Consider the following 19,465-nt stretch of genomic DNA (forward strand, 5'->3'; position numbering starts at 1 on the left):
TCAGTATTAGATGGTACCGCAAACCTTCTCAATCAATTCCGCCGGGAATTGCATTGACTGCATGATGTGTTCGACCATGCTGCATTTACGGCCCGTGTTGGTATTGGTAATGACCCAGTATGGCGTATCCGGAACCTGTTTTGGTTTCGTCTGATTGCCGTTTTTCAGCAGCGTTTGCTCGTCGGCAGCAAAGTAGACGCGGGTACGGCCATGAAGGGATTCGGTTGCCTCAGCAAACGCATTGTTGTCCAGAGAGTACAGCGTGGCCAGCACCAGCATGAAGCGGTTTACCGCTTTCTTCTGCTCTGCATACTCGTCGGAGAGCAGCAGTTCGCGCATGGCACGGACTTTATCTTTGGCGGATTTAACCGTTTTCACCTCAGCAACGGGGGCAGCAGCGGGCGCCGGAGCGGTAACCGGTTCTGCTTTGACGACCGGCGCGGCAGCGACGGCTGCGGGCTGGGAAGCGGCGGAGAATTTCAGCATACGCCGTAAAATGTCGGACGCGCTCTCGCCAATGCGCAGAGTGTGGGCTGCAATATAGCGATAGAGCTCGTCATCAACTTCGATCGTTTTCATCTTAATCCGGTGCGATAATTTTTCTGAATACAATTCATTGGGATTATAAAGTCAAAACCCAACAGCGGGTAGCGCCAAACCAGGGGCACGGCAAAATTCGGATGAGTTCCTCACTTGCCCCTGAGCGTTAGAATGTTGAACATGATACCCTAACCCGACAATGCGAAAAAAAGAACTTTGCTATGAAATTGAATTTCCGAGCGCAATCTGCACAAAACCTGCACAATAATTCCCCCATCGTTCTGGTCCACGGTCTGTTTGGCAGCCTGGATAACCTGGGCATTCTGGCCCGTGACCTGCTTGCCGATCACGATGTCATTCAGGTCGACATGCGTAACCACGGTTTGTCGCCGCGTTCCGACGACATGAGCTACCCGGCCATGGCGCAGGATCTGCTCGATACTCTCGACGCCAACCAGATTGAGAAAGCCACGTTTATCGGCCATTCAATGGGCGGTAAAGCGGTGATGGCGCTGACCGCGCTGGCCCCGGAGCGCATCGACCGCCTGGTGGCTATCGACATTGCGCCGGTGGATTACCACGTGCGTCGTCATGATGAGATTTTTGCCGCGATTAACGCCGTCACCAGCGCGGGCGTCGCCACGCGCCAGCAGGCGGCCACGGTGATGCGCGAGTATCTGCATGAAGAAGGCGTGATTCAGTTTCTGCTGAAGTCATTTGTTGACGGCGCCTGGCGCTTTAACGTGCCGGTGCTGTGGGAGCAATATCCTCACATCGTCGGCTGGGAAACCATTCCCGCCTGGGAACACCCTGCGCTGTTTATTCCCGGCGGTAACTCACCGTATGTCACCGAAGCCTATCGTGATGATCTGCTGGCGCAGTTCCCGCAGGCGAAAGCGCACGTGATTGCCGGTGCGGGTCACTGGGTTCACGCCGAAAAACCGGACGCCGTGTTGCGCGCCATTCGCCGCTATCTCGCCGAGTGATTAAAAATGCATCGACCGCGCGCCATAATGGCCGTGGTCGTTGGCGTGCGGGTTCCACTGTTGTATGATTGCGCGCTGTCTGCGCCGGGCACCGTCCGGTAGCTTGTTTCCCCGAAGTCACTCAGAACCATGGCAAAAGAACAAACGGACCGTACGACATTAGATTTGTTCGCAAATGAGCGTCGGCCGGGAAGACCCAAAACCAATCCGCTTTCGCGTGACGAACAGCTCCGCATTAATAAGCGTAATCAGCTCAAACGCGACAAAGTTCGCGGGCTTAAGCGCGTCGAGCTGAAGCTCAACAGCGACGCCGTTGATGCGCTCAACGAGCTGGCGGCCGCCCGTGACATGAGCCGCAGCGAACTCATCGAAGAGATGCTGATGAGCCAACTGGCGCTGCTGCACGGGCAAGGGAAAGTCTGAAATATCCCCCAGAACACACTTTCATGTAGCAGAGTGTGCAGTACGGCACGATAGCTGTTTCCGCACGCTTCTCTGTTCTGCTATGATTGCCCTTATCTGTGGGCAATAAGCCACCACCATATCATTAAGTTTCAAGAGGTTATTTTACTCATGGCAATCGTTGGCATCTTCTTCGGTAGCGACACCGGGAACACCGAAAATATCGCAAAAATGATTCAAAAACAGCTTGGTAAAGATGTCGCTGACGTTCACGACATTGCCAAGAGCAGCAAAGAAGACCTGGCAGGCTACGATATCCTGCTGCTGGGCATCCCAACCTGGTACTACGGTGAAGCCCAGTGCGACTGGGACGATTTCTTCCCGTCTCTGGAAGAAGTTGACTTCAACGGTAAGCTGGTCGCCCTGTTCGGCTGTGGCGATCAGGAAGACTACGCGGAATACTTCTGCGATGCGTTGGGCACTATCCGCGACATCATTGAGCCAAACGGCGCGACCATCGTTGGTCACTGGCCAACCGCAGGCTACCACTTCGAAGCGTCGAAAGGCCTGGCCGATGACGACCACTTCGTGGGTCTGGCGATTGACGAAGACCGTCAGCCGGAGCTGACCGCTGAACGCGTTGAAAAATGGGTTAAGCAGGTTGCTGAAGAACTGCACCTCGACGAAATCAAAAACGCCTGATGATATTGAGGCGCGATAACAAATCGCGCCTCATTAATAGGTAAAAGCAATCAAAATAATAGCTACATTTTTTTAACTTTTCAGCGCATACCTGTACAATATCTTCTGATTTAGCGTAGGTTCATCGCTCTGTTTGTCGGTGACGCCTCGTTTTTGAAAGCTTAGTTTACCCAAGCCTTGCTGTTTTCATTTAGCCAGGGTCATTCTATAATGAGACGCATTAAAACGGGTGAATTCTCTGTGATACTTTCGCTGATGGAAGTTAATCGTTTAGCAACAGGACAGATTCCGCATGACTGACAATAATACCGCATTAAAGAAGGCTGGCCTGAAAGTCACACTTCCACGGTTAAAGATTCTGGAAGTTCTTCAGGAACCGGATAACCACCATGTCAGCGCGGAAGACTTATACAAACGCCTGATCGACATGGGTGAAGAAATTGGCCTGGCCACGGTTTATCGTGTTCTGAACCAGTTTGACGACGCGGGCATCGTGACCCGTCATAACTTCGAAGGCGGCAAATCCGTTTTCGAACTGACTCAGCAGCATCACCACGATCACCTGATCTGCCTCGACTGTGGCAAAGTGATCGAGTTCAGCGACGAATCTATCGAAGCTCGTCAGCGTGAAATTGCCGCCAAACACGGAATTCGTCTGACCAACCACAGTCTTTATCTTTACGGCCACTGTGCAGAAGGCGACTGCCGTGAAGATGAACATGCGCATGATGGCGTTGAAAAATAACGTTTCGTGATGCCTGAAAAGCCAGCCTGAAGGTTGGCTTTTTTTATGGGCGCAATCTGATCAATTCGCCTCACCTTGCGTATGGTAAAAGCAACTTTGCCCGTCAGGAAAGCGAGCTTGTCATCCGCCTGCTCCAGCGGAGAGCCAACCCTGTAACGCAAAAAGGGCGGAGAAAACTCTCCGCCCTTTTTGCTATAACAACAATCGCTATTTTGTGGCGTTGTTACTGCGAATTTCCTGCCACATTTTATCGCATTTGGCTTTTACGGCCTGGTCGTTACCGGTACGGGTTGCCTGAATACACTGCTGGTAGTCCAGCACGCGTACGCTTTCCTGATTGGCAAACTGTTCGTGCTGTTTCTCTTGCTTCAGCACGTTCAGTACGCTCTGGCAGGCCTGGATTTTATCCGGATTGCCTTCAGCGGTGTTAATGCACGCGCTGTAGGCATCCTTCAGCTTACTGTCTTCTTTCGGCGCGGATGGCTGAGCGCAAGCGGTAAGGCCAGCGGCCATCAGGGCAACAATAATCAGTTTTTTCATACGATGAGCCTCTTAGCGGCGGCAGAGGCTTCCCCTGCCGCATCATGCATCAGAAAATGGTGAACGGTGCGATAACCATAAATTTCACGTCACGCTCATCCTGGAAGATGTTGCCGTAACCACCGCCCCAGCTCGGGATATCGGAGTGGTTGTCGTACTGAGTGAAGTGCAGTTTGAAGAGGGTACCCTTCGCACGACCTTCCTGTACGGTATACATGGCATCCAGGCTGTATGCAGATTCTCTGATCGTATTGTTTTTGTTGTAGTATGCGTCCGGGTTCATCTGCCAGGTCGCTGGTTTCGCATCCCATGCATAGACGTAGGATGCACCCACTGCCCAGCCAGGAAGATTCCAGTTCTTCAGGTCATACATACCGCCGAAGAAGACCGCTTTTTCACCGTTGGCGTTGAAGTCAGAGCGGTTATCCCACCAGATATCCAGACGACCGTTTGAGGAAGCGTAGGTCGGGGTCATACGCTGCAGGAAGTAGCCCTGCTGACCGTCGGCCTTAACCCAGGTTCCTTCCAGACGGAAGTCGAAAACTTCGTTCAGTTTATAGCCGAAGGTTAACGCCTGCAGCCACGCGGTGCCGTCGTAAATATCGTTCACGCCGTGATCGCTCACTTTGTCACGGGTACCGTAGAACTGGTAGCTGGTGGTCAGCGGGCCGCCAGGGATATCAAATTTGTAGCTTGCTTTGGCGAAGTACTGGTCCACATAACCTTCCGCCTGACCGAATGCCGCTTCCAGCACCAGGTCATTTTTGAAATCGTATTTCGCACCGATAGAGTGCAGGTAATCCACCTTGGTCTTCTTATCATTCTGATAGAAGTTATCCATCTCCAGGTGCCATGGCGCCTTATACTCGTTGGTCCACATGTAGGAGAAGCTCAGCGCGCCGTTGTCGCCGTAGTCAAAGTTTGCCCCGGCTTCCGCGCCCTGGTAGGTACCCGGCATAAAGCTCCAGTGCGGCGCCAGCAGGGTTTGACCGGTTGGCTGAATGTAACCCGCACGCGCCCAGGTTGGGCCAAGTTTAAATTTAGCCGCCGCTTTATACAGGCTGATACCGCTCTTATCGCCGCTGTAATCTTCGCTATAGCCTTTGTTTTTTGACGAGAAGGCAATTTCGTTCGGGTGACCGCTTTCGCTACTTTCGTTCATTTCAATTGCGGTAAACGCCGCAATATCAATACCGAACATGTCAGCCGCATAACCTGACTGGAAGTCGAGGTTGGCGTTCCAGGTGGAGTGAGAAAGGTTGGTTTTATATTTGTCGTGATCGGTCACATCTTTACGGTCACGCTCACGCTGCCAGTAATAGATGCCGCCGGTTAATGTTGAATCATCAATGAACCCTTCTGCCTTCGCTTCCGGAGTCATTACAAAGCCTGACATTGCTGTCACACCGGCGATAGCCAGCGCCAGCGTACTACGTTTGCCACTAAACGTACGCATAGTTATATCCTCTTTGACTTTTAAAAATGCCGCTGCAAAGCAGAAGCAAAAAATAAAACGCTAAAAAAAATGAACTTCTGGAAAAAGGTGTTTCAGTACACTGATAGACTATTTTTCGCGACGCGAATTATCAATCCTTTTCCGCAACAAGAGTGCAGGATTATGACAAAGCGCACATATTTGGTTTCAATGTGTAACGTAATGCGTTGTTAACATTTTTCCGCGCCAGACCTTGCGGGGCCTGAATCAAATGTTAATGAGACCGTTTACATGTCCGGCTTATAACAAAGAGTGTGACAAAAAGAGAAAATCTTAGAGGCAGGAAATTCATATTAATTCGCTACGCGAAACTATAGATCATAGAGGGGATATATCGATGAGCAGCACTTCCATTGGAGGGGGATCAGGATTGGCAAAAAAAAACGCCGCAAAGCGGCGTTTTAAAATTAGCTCGTGACTGGCTTAGCCAACCCAGGTATCACGTAAACCAACGGTACGGTTAAAGACCCGCTTCTCTGCCGTGCTGTAGCGGCTATCGAGGCAGAAGTAACCCTCACGCTCGAACTGGTACGCTTTACCGGCCTCAGCGGCCTGCAGAGACGGCTCAGCATAGCCCTGCTTGATAACCAACGACTCTGGGTTCATCACCGCAAGGAAGTCTTCTGCTGCGCCTGGGTTAGGCACGCTGAACAGACGATCGTAAAGGCGAATTTCCACCGGCAACGCATGTGCAGCGCTAACCCAGTGAATCACCCCTTTCACTTTGCGGCCATCGGCCGGATCTTTGCTCAGGGTTTCAGCATCATAGGTACAGAAGATGGTGGTGATATTGCCTTCGGCATCTTTCTCCACGCGCTCTGCTTTCACCACGTAGGCGTTACGCAGACGCACTTCTTTACCCATCACCAGACGCTTGTACTGCTTATTGGCTTCTTCACGGAAGTCTGCGCGATCGATCCAGATTTCAGCGCTAAACGGCACTTCGCGGCTGCCCATTTCCGGTTTATTCGGATGATTAGGCATGGAAACCATTTCGCTTTCGCCCTGCGGGTAGTTTTCGATAACCAGTTTTACCGGATCGATAACCGCCATCGCGCGCGGCGCGTTTTCGTTGAGATCTTCGCGAATGCAGGATTCCAGCGATGCCATCTCAATGGTGTTGTCCTGCTTGGTCACGCCGATGCGCTTGCAGAACTCACGGATGGACGCTGCGGTGTAACCACGACGACGCAGACCGGAGATGGTCGGCATACGCGGGTCGTCCCAGCCTTCTACGTGTTTTTCCATCACCAGCTGATTCAGCTTGCGCTTGGACATCACGGTGTATTCCAGATTCAGGCGCGAGAATTCGTACTGGCGCGGGTGAACCGGAATGGTGATGTTGTCCAGCACCCAGTCGTACAGACGACGGTTGTCCTGGAACTCCAGCGTACACAGGGAATGAGTGATACCTTCCAGCGCATCGCTAATGCAGTGGGTGAAGTCGTACATCGGGTAGATGCACCACTTGGTGCCGGTCTGGTGGTGATCGGCAAATTTAATGCGGTACAGCACCGGGTCACGCATAACAATGAACGGTGAAGCCATATCGATTTTGGCGCGCAGGCAGGCAGTACCTTCCGCAAAGCCACCGGTACGCATTTTTTCGAACAGCGCCAGGTTCTCTTCCACGCTGCGATCGCGGTACGGGCTGTTTTTGCCCGGCGCAGTCAGCGAGCCGCGGTATTCACGGATCTGTTCCGGCGTCAGTTCATCAACGTAGGCCAGACCTTTATTGATAAGCTCAACGGCATAGGCGTGCAGTTGATCGAAGTAGTCCGAGGAGTAGCGAACGTTGCCAGACCAGTGAAAACCTAACCATTCGACGTCGTTTTTGATCGACTCTACGTATTCGATATCTTCTTTCACCGGGTTGGTGTCATCGAAACGCAGGTTGCACTGACCCTGATAGTCTTTCGCGATACCAAAGTTCAGGCAGATAGATTTCGCGTGGCCGATGTGCAGATAGCCATTCGGCTCTGGCGGAAAACGCGTATGCACCGTGTTGTGCTTACCGGTTGCCAGATCTTCATCGATGATCTGACGAATAAAGTTAGTCGGGCGGGCTTCAGCCTCACTCATCGTGGATTCCTCAAAGCGTAAACAACGTATAACGGAACATGATCTTATAAGCAGCGCCCGGAGACAACTATTAGTTGCACAAAAAGGCGTTCTTCCGATGAATATGGGGGAATTTGCGGCAAAAAAAAGCGGCGGAGGAATTCCCCCGCCGCTTAAGGCATTAATCCACTTTTACTCAGGAGCGATTATTTACCTTTAATCTCATACAGCGGCGTCTGGCCCGCAACCACGTGACCTTCGGCTTTAATCACCAGACCGCCAAAGTCATCGCTGTTGCTGCATACGACCGGGCTGATCATGGAGCGCGCGTTCGCGTTCAGGAAGTCCAGATCCATTTCCAGGATTGGCTGACCTGCTTTCACTTCTGCACCCTCTTCAACCAGTCGGCTGAAGCCTTTACCTTCCAGCGCCACGGTATCGATACCCATATGGACAACGATTTCCGCGCCTTTATCTGTTTCCAGGCAGAACGCATGGTTGGTATTGAAGATTTTCACAATAGTGCCCGCAGCCGGGGAAACCACGATGTTGTCCGTCGGTTTCACCGCAATGCCGTCGCCAACCGCTTTGCTGGCAAACGCTTCGTCAGGCACCTGCTCCAGTGCGACCACATCACCGGTAATCGGTGAAACCAGCGATTCAACCGTTGCGGCATTTGCCACTGCCTGCGGTTTTGCCGCAGCAGGAGCCGCAGCTGGCGCGCTGTCAGCAGAAGCGGCGGCAACCGGGCCACGCGCAACCACTTTCTTCATCGCATCGCCAATCGCTTCTGCTTTCGCGCCGACGATCACCTGGATGGTTTGTTTGTTCAGTTTCACCACGCCGGATGCACCCAGGCGTTTACATACTGCGTCGCTCACCTTCGCGGAGTCGGCAACGGTCAGACGCAGACGGGTAATACAAGCATCAATCGCCTTCAGGTTGTCAGTCCCGCCAACGGCAGCAATGTAGCTGGTCGCCAGTTGATCCAGACCTTCTTCAGTGTTGCTGTTGGCTTCGTTGGTCACAACGTTTTCGTCTTTATCTTCGCGGCCCGGCGTTTTCAGGTTAAACATGCGGATAACCACGCTGAACAGGACAAAGTAGATAACGAAGAACACCAGACCCATCACCACCAGCATCCAGACGTTCTTACTTGCTGCCGGCAGGCTGTACATCAACACGTAGTCGATGGCCCCTGCGGAGAAGGAGAAGCCCGCGTGGATACCCAGCAGCGTCGCAATAAACAGGCTCACACCGGTCAGAATCGCGTGCAGGAGGTACAGAACCGGCGCCAGGAACATGAACAGGAATTCCAGCGGCTCGGTAACACCGGTCAGGAACGCGGTGACCGCAACGGACAGCAGCATACCGCCGACCATCGGACGACGCGCTTTTGGAGCCGCGAAGTACATCGCCAGTGCCGCACCCGGCAGACCAAACATCATGATCGGGAAGAAGCCGGACATGAACATACCCGCGGTGCCGTCACCCGCATAGAAGCGGTTGATGTCGCCGTGGAATACCGCACCCGCCGCGTTGGTGAACTCACCAATCTGGAACCAGGCGATGGTGTTCAGCACCTGATGCAGACCGGTTGGGATCAGCAGACGGTTGATGAAACCAAAGATACCGGAGCCCAGCGCGCCCGCGGAGACGATCCACTCGCCGCCCGCATGGATGGCGTTCTGCACCGGCGGCCACACGTAGCCGAAGATAGCAGCCAGCACCAGACAGAAGAAGCCGGTCGCGATCGGCACGAAACGTTTACCGCCGAAGAAGCTCAGGAAGTCAGGCAGTTTGATACCCGCCCAACGGTTATACACGGCACCACCGACCAGGCCGGTAATGATACCCGCCAGCACACCCATGTTAATGGCTGGGTTGATAGTCACCATTGCTTTGGTCAATACGAAGTAACCTACCGCACCCGCCAGCGCTGCCGCACCCGCGCTGTCTTTCGACCAGCTGGATGCCACACCGATAGCGAAGATTAGCGCCAGGTTATCAAAGATAGACCCGCCCGCCTGCGCAATAAACGCGACGTTGAGTAAATCTGGCTGACCAAATCGCAGCAACAGCGCCGCTACCGGCAGCACGGCGATAGGGAGCTGTAACGCCCTACCTAGTCGCTGGAAAAACCCTAAAATATTCATCTTATTCCCCCTACGAGACCCCGAGACGGCTCATTTAATCTAAGCCATTTTTTTATTGTGCAAAAAAGCATGACACTGCGATGTCTTGTAAACTGCAATCACAACTCTGAGGATATGAGTGTGTGGAAGTTTAATTCGTATCGCAAATTAAACACGTGTTTTTTGTGACTATAGTCACCAAATATTGTTCTCACCACTCCCTTTCACTGGCTAACCACGAAAACTTATTTTATCATTCAAAAAATCAAAACGGATTGCTCCCTATCGATGCAAACAGGTTACGCTTAGAGAGTGCACGGAGACGCCATCCGCCAACTTCTTACATTTTACATTTGAGGTGAAGAATGAGACTGATTCCTCTCGTTAACGCTGAACAAGTCGGCAAATGGGCTGCTCGCCACATCGTTAACCGCATCAACGCATTTCAACCGACCGCGGACCGTCCGTTTGTCCTCGGACTGCCAACCGGCGGTACCCCGCTGGCGACCTACAAAGTGTTAGTCGAAATGCATAAAGCGGGCCAGGTTAGCTTTAAACATGTTGTCACCTTTAACATGGACGAATATGTCGGCCTGCCAAAAGAGCATCCGGAAAGCTATCACAGCTTTATGCACCGTAACTTCTTCGATCATATCGACATTCCTGAAGAAAACATCAATCTGCTGAATGGCAACGCGCCAGATGTTGACGCAGAATGCCGCCGCTATGAAGAAAAAATTCGTTCTTACGGTAAAATCCACCTATTCATGGGCGGCGTGGGCAACGACGGCCACATTGCGTTCAACGAACCGGCATCGTCACTTTCTTCCCGTACCCGTATCAAGACGCTGACTCACGAAACCCGCGTGGCAAACTCCCGTTTCTTTGATGGCGATGTCTCTCTGGTGCCAAAATATGCGCTGACCGTTGGCGTGGGTACCCTGCTGGATGCCGAAGAAGTGATGATCCTGGTGCAAGGCGCGCCGAAAGCGCTGGCGCTGCAGCAGGCGGTTGAAGGCAACGTTAACCACATGTGGACCATTACCTGTCTGCAGCTGCACCCGAAATCGCTGATCGTTTGCGACGAACCGTCCACGATGGAGCTGAAGGTTAAGACCCTGAAATATTTCAATGAATTAGAAGCTGAAAATATCAAAGGTCTGTAATGTCTTACCCGTCCCACGCCGCGGCGTGGGACAACATTTTTTGAACACCGGGGGTCGTAATGTATGCATTAACCCATGGCCGGATCTTTACCGGTCACGAAATTCTGGATGACCATGCGATTATCGTCGCCAATGGCCTTATTGAACGTATTTGCCCACTGGCTGATGTACCAGCGAACGTCGAACAGCGTTCCGTGAATGGCGCCATTCTCGCCCCTGGTTTTATTGACGTTCAGCTTAACGGCTGCGGCGGCGTACAGTTCAACGATACTGCCGAAGCGGTGACCGTTGAAACGCTGGAAATTATGCAAAAAGCCAATGAGAAATCTGGCTGCACCAGCTTCCTGCCGACGCTGATTACCACCAGCGACGACCTGATGAAACAGGGCGTACGTGTGATGCGTGAATATCTGGCTAAACATCCGAACCAGGCGCTGGGTCTGCACCTCGAAGGCCCGTGGCTAAACCTGGTGAAAAAAGGCACCCACAACCCGGAATTTGTGCGCAAGCCGGATCACGAACTGGTGCAGTTCCTCTGCGATAATGCTGATGTGATCACCAAAGTGACCCTGGCGCCAGAGATGGTCGCACCGGAAGTGATTACCGCGCTGGCTAACGCCGGTATCGTGGTTTCCGCCGGGCACTCTAACGCCACGGCGAAAGAAGCGCGCATCGGTTTCCGCGCGGGTATCACCTTTGCCACGCACCTGTTTAATGCCATGCCTTATATGTCTGGCCGTGAACCTGGCCTGACCGGCGCGATTCTCGATGCGAATGAAATCTACTGCGGTATCATTGCTGATGGCCTGCACGTGGACTACATCAATATCCGTAACGCCAAACGCCTGAAAGGCGATAAGCTGTGCCTGGTCACCGACGCCACCGCACCGGCAGGCGCCAATATTGATCGGTTCATTTTTGCTGGTAAAACAATATACTACCGCAATGGTCTCTGCGTAGACGAAAACGGCACCTTGAGCGGTTCATCGCTGACGATGATCGAAGGGGTCCGCAACCTGGTCGAGCACGCTAACATTGCGCTGGATGAAGTGCTGCGCATGGCAACGCTCTACCCTGCTCGCGCGATCGGTGTTGAAAAGCACCTCGGCAGCATTGCCCCGGGTAAAGTGGCGAACCTGACCGCATTCACCCACGACTTTAAAATCATCAAGACCATCGTTAATGGCGACGAGGTCGTTACTGAGTAAGAGAAAGTATGACATCAGGCGGACAAGCTCAAATTGGTAATGTTGATCTCGTAAAACAGCTTAACAGCGCGGCCGTTTACCGCCTGATTGACCAGCATGGGCCAATCTCACGTATTCAGATTGCCGAGCAGAGCCAGCTTGCCCCTGCCAGCGTGACCAAAATCACGCGTCAGCTTATTGAACGCGGGCTGATCAAAGAAGTCGATCAGCAGGCCTCCACCGGGGGCCGCCGCGCCATTTCTATCGTCACCGAAACCCGCAATTTCCATGCGATTGGCGTCCGTTTGGGCCGCCATGACACCACCCTGACGCTGTACGACCTGAGCAGCAAGGCGGTTGCTGAAGAACACTACCCGCTGCCGGAGCGCACTCAGGAAACGCTGGAACACGCGCTACTCAATACCATTGCCGCCTTTATTGAATCGTGCCAGCGTAAAATACGCGAGCTGATCGCCATTTCAGTGATTCTGCCGGGCCTTGTCGACCCGGAAAGCGGCATTATTCGCTATATGCCGCATATTCCAGTCGAAAACTGGCGTCTGGTGGAAGCACTGGAAAAACGTTTTAAAGTCACCTGCTTTGTCGGTCACGACATCCGCAGCCTGGCGCTGGCAGAGCACTACTTTGGTGCAAGCCAGGACTGTGAAGACTCCATTCTGGTGCGCGTGCATCGCGGTACCGGTGCGGGCATCATCTCTAACGGGCGTATTTTTATCGGCCGTAATGGCAATGTGGGTGAAATCGGCCATATTCAGGTCGATCCGCTCGGCGAGCGCTGCCACTGTGGCAACTTCGGCTGTCTGGAGACCGTGGCCGCCAATGCCGCCATTGAACAGCGCGTGCGCCATCTGCTTGAACAGGGCTACCAAAGCCGTATTACGCTTGACGATTGCCACATCAAAACCATCTGTAAGGCGGCCAACAAAGGCGATCCGCTGGCCACCGAAGTTATTGAACACGTAGGCCGCCATCTCGGTAAAACAATTGCTATCGCCATCAACCTGTTTAATCCGCAAAAGGTGGTGATTGCCGGTGAGATCATCGAAGCTGACCGCGTGCTGTTACCCGCCATCGAAGGTTGCATCAATACTCAGGTTCTGAAGGCGTTTCGTAAAAATCTGCCGGTAGTACGCTCGACGCTCGACCATCGCTCCGCCATTGGCGCTTTTGCGCTGGTTAAACGCGCCATGCTGAACGGGATTTTGCTGCAACATTTGTTGGAAGGTTAGTCCTGAGAGGCAATGCCGGGGATAACGTGTATAATTACGCCTCTTTAAAATAAACGCCAGGTAGTCCATGACCATTCAGAATGTAATCTGTGATATTGACGGCGTGCTGATGCACGACAACGTCGCTGTGCCGGGTGCGGCAGAATTCGTCGCGCGCATACTGGATAAAGGTATGCCGTTTCTCTGTCTAACTAACTACCCTTCACAGACGGGTCAGGATTTGGCGAACCGCTTCGCCACTGCGGGTATCGACGTGCCCGACAGCGTTTTTTATACCTCTGCCATGGCAACCGCCGATTTCCTGCGTCGCCAGGAAGGAAAAAAAGCGTACGTGGTCGGCGAAGGCGCATTGATCCACGAACTCTATAAAGCCGGGTTCACCATTACCGACGTCAATCCTGATTTCGTTATCGTGGGTGAAACTCGCTCGTTCAACTGGGAAATGATGCACAAGGCGGCATTCTTCGTGGCTAACGGTGCACGCTTCATCGCCACAAACCCGGATACGCACGGTCGCGGCTACTACCCCGCCTGTGGCGCACTTTGCGCCGGTATTGAAAAAATCTCAGGCCGTAAGCCGTTTGTGGTTGGCAAACCCAGCCCGTGGATCATCCGCGCCGCGCTTAACAAAATGCAGGCGCATTCAGAGCAGACGGTGATCGTCGGCGATAATCTGCGCACGGATATTCTGGCCGGCTTCCAGGCAGGTCTGGAAACGATTCTGGTTCTCTCTGGCGTCTCCACCGTTGATGACATCGATAATATGCCGTTCCGTCCGTCATGGATTTATCCGTCAGTTGCGGAAATCGACATTATCTAGCGGCTCACGCCGTGACGCTATTCACAACCCATTGTTAACTCTAACAGTGAAACCGATGTCTTCCTGGGCATCGGTCTGAATCATCCCGCTCATTCGCGTTTTATAGTGGCTCGTCAGCTAGCGCATCTGCCCACTGAGTCCACATCCAATCTCAAATAACTCAACTCTGACGCCTCCGGGATTCAGACGGCCGATGCAATGGAGAAAAACATGCTTAGCCGCCGTCAATTCCTTGCAGCCAGCGCCGCACTGCCGCTCGCCTGTGCGCTGCGCCCGGCATTTGCCGCTCTGCCCTCACCGCTCATGATTGATTCCCACGTGCACGTCTGGAAAACCGACCCGCGCTATCCTTACGCTAAGGACCGCAAAGCGCCGCCGCAGGATTTCACCGCCGAAATGCTGCTCTCACTGATGGCCGCAAACGGCGTTGCACGTACGGTGATCGTACAGGTTATTCACTACCGTTGGGATAATCGCTATCTGGCCGACGTTCTGCGGCAGTATCCGGATAAATTCCAGGGTATCTGCCGCGTTAACCCGGAAGACCCGGCAGCACCGGAACATCTGGCCCGCCTGACCACCGACGAAGGTTTTCGCGGCGTCAGGTTGAGTCCTTCTGATAAAGCTGACGGCGACTGGATCCGTGGGTCGTTAATGAAACCACTCTGGCGACAGGCCGCCGACCTGAAAGTACCGATGACCATTCTGGCCGCCCCCAGCCGAATGCCCGACCTTATTCCCTGGATTGAGCAAAACCCGGAGCTGACGGTGGTCATTGACCACATGGCTGATTCACCGCTGAATCATCCTGACGAGCTGAACAAGCTGCTGGCGCTGGCGCGCTATCCACAGGTCTACGTCAAAATTTCGCATATGTGGTCACTCTCCCAGCAGTCTTATCCCTACCCTGATGCCGCGCAGCAGGTTAAGCAGGTGTTTGATGCCTTTGGGGCACAGCGACTGATGTGGGGGACCGACTGGCCAATCTGTTTGAATAAACTGAGCTACGCGCAAGCGGTCGCGCTCTACCGCGATCACCTGGCGTGGTTAACCCCCAAAGACCGCGAGCAAATTCTCTACAAAACGGTCCAGCAGATCTGGCCTTTCGGCATCGTCTGAGCTCACCCCGTGCAGATTTTGCCTCTGCACGGGACGAGAAATCTATTCTCGTTACCTACCGCCTGGCAAAAAAGAAGATTATTCAAAAATAACGCATGAAAAATAAGATTTCATCAATAATAGAAGAATAGACGTACGTATTTTTTAGTATTCCATAAGCCCCATTGCATTTTTTCTTTCTGAGGCGGAAAAACCCTTGCGCCGACCCCGCCTTTACGGCATTTTTTTAGTCATGCAAAGGCAACGCGATAGCGCAGCGCCACACAACAACACAGCACAACAGGGTTAACGGAGAAGTCTATGTGTTCTATTTTTGGTGTACTGGATATTAAAACTGACGCGGTCGAGCTGCGTAAAAAAGCGCTTGAGCTCTCCCGCCTGATGCGCCATCGTGGCCCGGACTGGTCCGGTATCTACGCATGCGATAAAGCCATTCTTGCGCATGAACGTTTGTCGATTGTTGACGTGAACGCCGGCGCACAGCCGCTGTATAACGAAAAGAAAACGCACGCTCTGGCGGTCAACGGTGAAATCTACAACCATCAGGCGCTGCGCGCTGAATATGCCGATCGCTATCAGTTCCAGACCGGATCTGACTGTGAAGTTATCCTCGCGCTGTACCAGGAGAAAGGCCCCGAGTTCCTTGACGATCTACAGGGCATGTTCGCCTTCGCGCTGTATGACAGCGAAAAAGACGCGTATCTGATTGGCCGCGACCATATCGGTATTATCCCGCTGTATATGGGTCATGATGAATTCGGTAACTTCTATGTCGCCTCAGAAATGAAAGCGCTGACTCCGGTTTGTCGCACCATTCAGGAGTTCCCGGCAGGCAGCTACCTGTGGAGCAAAGACGGCGAAATTCGTCAGTACTATCAGCGCGACTGGTTCGATTACGACGCGGTAAAAGACAACGTCACCGACAAAAATGAGCTCCGTCAGGCGCTGGAAGAATCCGTGAAAAGCCACCTGATGTCCGACGTCCCATACGGCGTGCTGCTCTCCGGCGGTCTGGACTCTTCGGTTATCTCGGCTATCACCAAAAAATTCGCCGCCCGTCGCGTTGAAGATCAGGAACGCTCTGAAGCCTGGTGGCCGCAGCTGCACTCTTTCGCCGTCGGTCTGGAAGGTTCACCTGACCTGAAAGCCGCGCAGGAAGTGGCTAACCACCTCGGCACCGTGCACCATGAAATTCACTTCACCGTGCAGGAGGGCCTTGATGCCATTCGTGACGTTATCTACCACATCGAGACCTATGATGTGACTACCATCCGCGCCTCCACGCCGATGTACCTGATGTCACGTAAAATCAAAGCGATGGGCATCAAAATGGTGCTGTCGGGCGAAGGCTCCGATGAAGTATTTGGCGGCTACCTGTACTTCCATAAAGCGCCGAACGCCAAAGAACTGCACGAAGAGACCGTACGTAAGCTGCAGGCTCTGCATATGTACGACTGCGCCCGAGCCAACAAAGCAATGTCCGCCTGGGGCGTGGAAGCGCGCGTACCGTTCCTGGATAAAAAATTCCTCGACGTAGCAATGCGCATCAACCCACAGGACAAAATGTGCGGCAACGGAAAAATGGAAAAACACGTGCTGCGCGAGTGCTTCGAATCCTATCTGCCGGCAAGCGTTGCGTGGCGCCAGAAAGAGCAGTTCTCTGACGGCGTTGGCTACAGCTGGATTGATACGCTGAAAGAAGTGGCGGCAAAACAGGTTACCGATCAGCAGCTGGAAACCGCGCACTTCCGCTTCCCGTACAACACGCCGAGCTCAAAAGAAGGTTACCTGTACCGTGAAATCTTTGAAGAGCTGTTCCCGGTGCCGAGCGCTGCGGAATGCGTACCGGGCGGCCCGTCCGTGGCATGCTCTTCGGCAAAAGCCATTGAGTGGGATGAAGCATTCAAAACCATGGACGATCCGTCTGGCCGTGCGGTAGGCGTGCATCAGTCAGCCTATAAGTAAGTAAACACGATATCTGAATCGCAGGGCCCCGATGGTGACATCGGGGCCCTGCTCCTTTCTGCTGCCGGCAAACCCACGTTTGCAGTAATTACTGTCATTTCTTATTCGGGTGCCAGAACCTACTAGCCAGCGCACTGCGAAGAGTCTATTTTACGTTTGGGATAACGGTAAATAGCCAATAATTGCCGAATAATGCGCCAGGCTGTTCGCAACCTAACCAAACAGTCACATTCCGGTGAATTTCATTGAAAAAGGTGTTGACGGTCCAGGGCTCAATACGCATAATGCGCCCCGCAACGCCGATAAGGTAACGCGAAAAAAAGATGGCTACGTAGCTCAGTTGGTTAGAGCACATCACTCATAATGATGGGGTCACAGGTTCGAATCCCGTCGTAGCCACCATCTTTTTTGCGGGAGTGGCGAAATTGGTAGACGCACCAGATTTAGGTTCTGGCGCCGCAAGGTGTGCGAGTTCAAGTCTCGCCTCCCGCACCATTCACCAGTAAGCGTTGCACGGATGGGGTATCGCCAAGCGGTAAGGCACCGGTTTTTGATACCGGCATTCCCTGGTTCGAATCCAGGTACCCCAGCCATTTTTCTTCGATATTTGCGGTTCACCGCGACGGTATTGGGGTATCGCCAAGCGGTAAGGCACCGGTTTTTGATACCGGCATTCCCTGGTTCGAATCCAGGTACCCCAGCCATCGAAGAAAACAATCTGGCTACGTAGCTCAGTTGGTTAGAGCACATCACTCATAATGATGGGGTCACAGGTTCGAATCCCGTCGTAGCCACCATATTCCGGAGTGCCGGGTTTACCCGGTTATCCAAAAACAATTTGTTGGGGTATCGCCAAGCGGTAAGGCACCGGATTCTGATTCCGGCATTCCGAGGTTCGAATCCTCGTACCCCAGCCAATTTTAAAAGTCGTTCACATCAGTGAATGCACCCGTTGGGGTATCGCCAAGCGGTAAGGCACCGGATTCTGATTCCGGCATTCCGAGGTTCGAATCCTCGTACCCCAGCCAAATTTTAAAGCTCGCTTCGGCGAGCTTTTTTTGTTTTTGCCCCTTCCAGAATCTCGTCGGTCTGATAAGCAAAGCGCCATCAGGCAGCGTGCCGGATGGCAGCGCTGCCTTATCCGGACTACAACGACAACCCCAGCGCGTACTTCAGCGCCTGACGTTTCAATACGCCCGCCCGCTGTGCCGCCATTAATCCCACATTACGCAAAATCCGCAGCGGGCCAAGATCGTTGCTGAACCCGGCATAGAACAGATCCATGCCGCTTTGCATCAGCAGATTATCCACGCGTCGACGGGACTGATAGCGTTGCAGCACCTGCAGGCTAGCCCAGTCTTCGCCGACGCTACGTGCGTTCACCAGCACGTCCAGCAGCGCATCAACGTCGCGGTAGCCCAGGTTAACGCCCTGCCCCGCCAGCGGGTGAATGGTATGCGCCGCATCGCCCACCAGCGCCAGCCCGGCCTGAACGTAGCGCTGCGCATGGCGACGGGTGAGCGGAAATGCCGCCGCAGCAACCGGGGTAACGTTTCCTGAACGTTCCGGAAAATGCGCAATGATTTCCCGCTGGAGCTGCGCCATCGTCAGCGACTGAAGCTGACGAATTCGTGCCGGCGTGTCGTACCACACCAATGAGGCCCAGTTATCGTAAAGCGGTAAAAAGGCGCGCGGCCCGGTCGGTGTAAACTGCTGCCAGGTACTGTCACCCGGTTCGTTTTCGGACTTGACGGTAATCAGCATACAGGATTGCGGATACTGCCAGCCGTGCACGCCAATACCCGCCAGTTGCCGCACCTGCGACTGCGCCCCGTCGGCACCGACCACCAGACGAGCCACAATTTCCGTACCCTCCGCCAGATGCAGATGCTGGCCTTGCATCTCAGTTAATGCATTGCCGTGCAGCAGCGTTACCTGCGGATGCGCCTCCAGCGCCTGCCATAGCGCCAGCTGCAGGACATTGTTCTCGACCATATAGCCAAGGTTTGGCAGCTTCAGCTCGGCGGCATCAAACACCACGTGCGCGGTCTCCCACTCCCAGGTCTCAAGACGCCGCCAAGGATGCGCACGCATCGCCAGTACGGCGTCCCAGACGCCCAGACTTCGTAACAGCTGCACAGATGCGGCGCTGATGGCGGAAATGCGCACGTCCGGCTGAGCCGTCGGATCAAATGCCGGAGGTGGGGCTTTATCCAGCACCACAACCGAAAAACCATTCTGCGCCAGACCTAACGCTAGCGCGCCGCCGACCATCCCACCGCCGATAACGGCAACGTCAGTATGTCGAATTGTCATCATTTATTATCCTTAAAGCCGAATCCCTTAAGTTTA

Annotated in this window: 16 protein-coding genes and 7 tRNA genes; 17 read left to right on the plus strand and 6 right to left on the minus strand. The window is 53.5% G+C overall.

What is annotated here, in order from left to right; genetic code table 11:
• Window positions 1-6 precede the first annotated feature (6 nt).
• Window positions 7-579, minus strand: a complete 573-nt coding sequence (gene seqA / locus ABTW00_RS16660) for a replication initiation negative regulator SeqA (protein WP_433636389.1) — start codon at window positions 577-579, stop codon at window positions 7-9.
• Between the two features lie 182 nt (window positions 580-761).
• Here seqA and ybfF point away from each other — a divergent pair, with 182 nt between their 5' ends.
• The 4 genes from ybfF (at window position 762) to fur (ending at window position 3,375) form a co-directional block, all read left to right on the plus strand.
• On the plus strand, window positions 762-1,526 hold the full coding sequence (gene ybfF / locus ABTW00_RS16665; protein ID WP_064548298.1) for an esterase: 765 nt from the start codon (window positions 762-764) through the stop codon (window positions 1,524-1,526).
• Window positions 1,527-1,655: 129 nt separating this feature from the next.
• The gene (ybfE, locus tag ABTW00_RS16670; RefSeq protein ID WP_163449162.1) at window positions 1,656-1,949 is read left to right on the plus strand and encodes a LexA regulated protein; all 294 of its coding nucleotides are present in this window, start codon (window positions 1,656-1,658) and stop codon (window positions 1,947-1,949) included.
• A gap of 150 nt (window positions 1,950-2,099) precedes the next feature.
• Complete coding sequence (gene fldA / locus ABTW00_RS16675) at window positions 2,100-2,630, plus strand: flavodoxin FldA (protein ID WP_064548295.1); 531 nt, start codon at window positions 2,100-2,102, stop codon at window positions 2,628-2,630.
• Between the two features lie 292 nt (window positions 2,631-2,922).
• Window positions 2,923-3,375 carry a ferric iron uptake transcriptional regulator gene (fur, locus tag ABTW00_RS16680; protein WP_064548293.1) on the plus strand — a complete coding sequence of 151 codons (453 nt, stop codon included), beginning with the start codon at window positions 2,923-2,925 and terminating at the stop codon, window positions 3,373-3,375.
• Window positions 3,376-3,582: 207 nt separating this feature from the next.
• Here the strand turns inward: fur and chiQ are convergent, their stop codons facing one another.
• The 4 genes from chiQ to nagE all read right to left on the minus strand — a co-directional run bounded on the left by chiQ (window position 3,583) and on the right by nagE (window position 9,627).
• Window positions 3,583-3,915, minus strand: coding sequence for a ChiQ/YbfN family lipoprotein (gene chiQ, locus ABTW00_RS16685; protein ID WP_416868345.1), 333 nt, complete (start codon window positions 3,913-3,915; stop codon window positions 3,583-3,585).
• Between the two features lie 49 nt (window positions 3,916-3,964).
• Window positions 3,965-5,371, minus strand: coding sequence for a chitoporin ChiP (gene chiP / locus ABTW00_RS16690; RefSeq protein ID WP_433636392.1), 1,407 nt, complete (start codon window positions 5,369-5,371; stop codon window positions 3,965-3,967).
• 462 nt (window positions 5,372-5,833) lie between these two features.
• The gene (glnS, locus tag ABTW00_RS16695) at window positions 5,834-7,492 is read right to left on the minus strand and encodes a glutamine--tRNA ligase (protein WP_433636394.1); all 1,659 of its coding nucleotides are present in this window, start codon (window positions 7,490-7,492) and stop codon (window positions 5,834-5,836) included.
• A gap of 185 nt (window positions 7,493-7,677) precedes the next feature.
• Entirely contained in the window at window positions 7,678-9,627 is a 1,950-nt protein-coding gene (nagE, locus tag ABTW00_RS16700; protein WP_433636396.1) for a PTS N-acetyl glucosamine transporter subunit IIABC, read from the minus strand.
• A 344-nt stretch (window positions 9,628-9,971) separates the two neighbouring features.
• Here nagE and nagB point away from each other — a divergent pair, with 344 nt between their 5' ends.
• From nagB to ABTW00_RS16765, 13 genes are all read left to right on the plus strand, one after another.
• Window positions 9,972-10,772: a glucosamine-6-phosphate deaminase gene (nagB, locus tag ABTW00_RS16705; protein ID WP_064548283.1), complete on the plus strand. Its 801-nt coding sequence runs from the start codon at window positions 9,972-9,974 to the stop codon at window positions 10,770-10,772.
• A 59-nt stretch (window positions 10,773-10,831) separates the two neighbouring features.
• The gene (gene nagA / locus ABTW00_RS16710) at window positions 10,832-11,980 is read left to right on the plus strand and encodes an N-acetylglucosamine-6-phosphate deacetylase (protein WP_064548281.1); all 1,149 of its coding nucleotides are present in this window, start codon (window positions 10,832-10,834) and stop codon (window positions 11,978-11,980) included.
• A gap of 8 nt (window positions 11,981-11,988) precedes the next feature.
• Entirely contained in the window at window positions 11,989-13,209 is a 1,221-nt protein-coding gene (nagC, locus tag ABTW00_RS16715; protein ID WP_064548279.1) for a DNA-binding transcriptional regulator NagC, read from the plus strand.
• A 67-nt stretch (window positions 13,210-13,276) separates the two neighbouring features.
• A complete protein-coding gene (locus ABTW00_RS16720; protein WP_064548277.1) occupies window positions 13,277-14,029 on the plus strand; it encodes an HAD-IIA family hydrolase in 753 nt (250 codons plus the stop codon).
• 210 nt (window positions 14,030-14,239) lie between these two features.
• On the plus strand, window positions 14,240-15,148 hold the full coding sequence (locus tag ABTW00_RS16725) for an amidohydrolase family protein (RefSeq protein ID WP_064548275.1): 909 nt from the start codon (window positions 14,240-14,242) through the stop codon (window positions 15,146-15,148).
• Between the two features lie 300 nt (window positions 15,149-15,448).
• On the plus strand, window positions 15,449-17,113 hold the full coding sequence (gene asnB / locus ABTW00_RS16730; protein WP_433636399.1) for an asparagine synthase B: 1,665 nt from the start codon (window positions 15,449-15,451) through the stop codon (window positions 17,111-17,113).
• Window positions 17,114-17,438: 325 nt separating this feature from the next.
• A tRNA-Met gene (locus ABTW00_RS16735) sits at window positions 17,439-17,515 on the plus strand.
• A gap of 8 nt (window positions 17,516-17,523) precedes the next feature.
• Window positions 17,524-17,608 (plus strand) — tRNA-Leu (locus ABTW00_RS16740).
• Between the two features lie 23 nt (window positions 17,609-17,631).
• A tRNA-Gln gene (locus ABTW00_RS16745) sits at window positions 17,632-17,706 on the plus strand.
• 36 nt (window positions 17,707-17,742) lie between these two features.
• Window positions 17,743-17,817, plus strand: a tRNA-Gln gene (locus ABTW00_RS16750).
• Window positions 17,818-17,833: 16 nt separating this feature from the next.
• Window positions 17,834-17,910: transfer RNA gene (locus tag ABTW00_RS16755), tRNA-Met, on the plus strand.
• 45 nt (window positions 17,911-17,955) lie between these two features.
• Window positions 17,956-18,030: transfer RNA gene (locus ABTW00_RS16760), tRNA-Gln, on the plus strand.
• Window positions 18,031-18,066: 36 nt separating this feature from the next.
• Window positions 18,067-18,141: transfer RNA gene (locus ABTW00_RS16765), tRNA-Gln, on the plus strand.
• Between the two features lie 118 nt (window positions 18,142-18,259).
• Here the strand turns inward: ABTW00_RS16765 and ubiF are convergent.
• Entirely contained in the window at window positions 18,260-19,429 is a 1,170-nt protein-coding gene (ubiF, locus tag ABTW00_RS16770) for a 3-demethoxyubiquinol 3-hydroxylase (RefSeq protein ID WP_433641064.1), read from the minus strand.
• Between the last annotated feature and the right edge of the window lie 36 nt (window positions 19,430-19,465).

This window comes from Kluyvera georgiana (genome assembly GCF_050990895.1).
Classification (GTDB): Bacteria; Pseudomonadota; Gammaproteobacteria; order Enterobacterales; family Enterobacteriaceae; genus Kluyvera; species Kluyvera georgiana.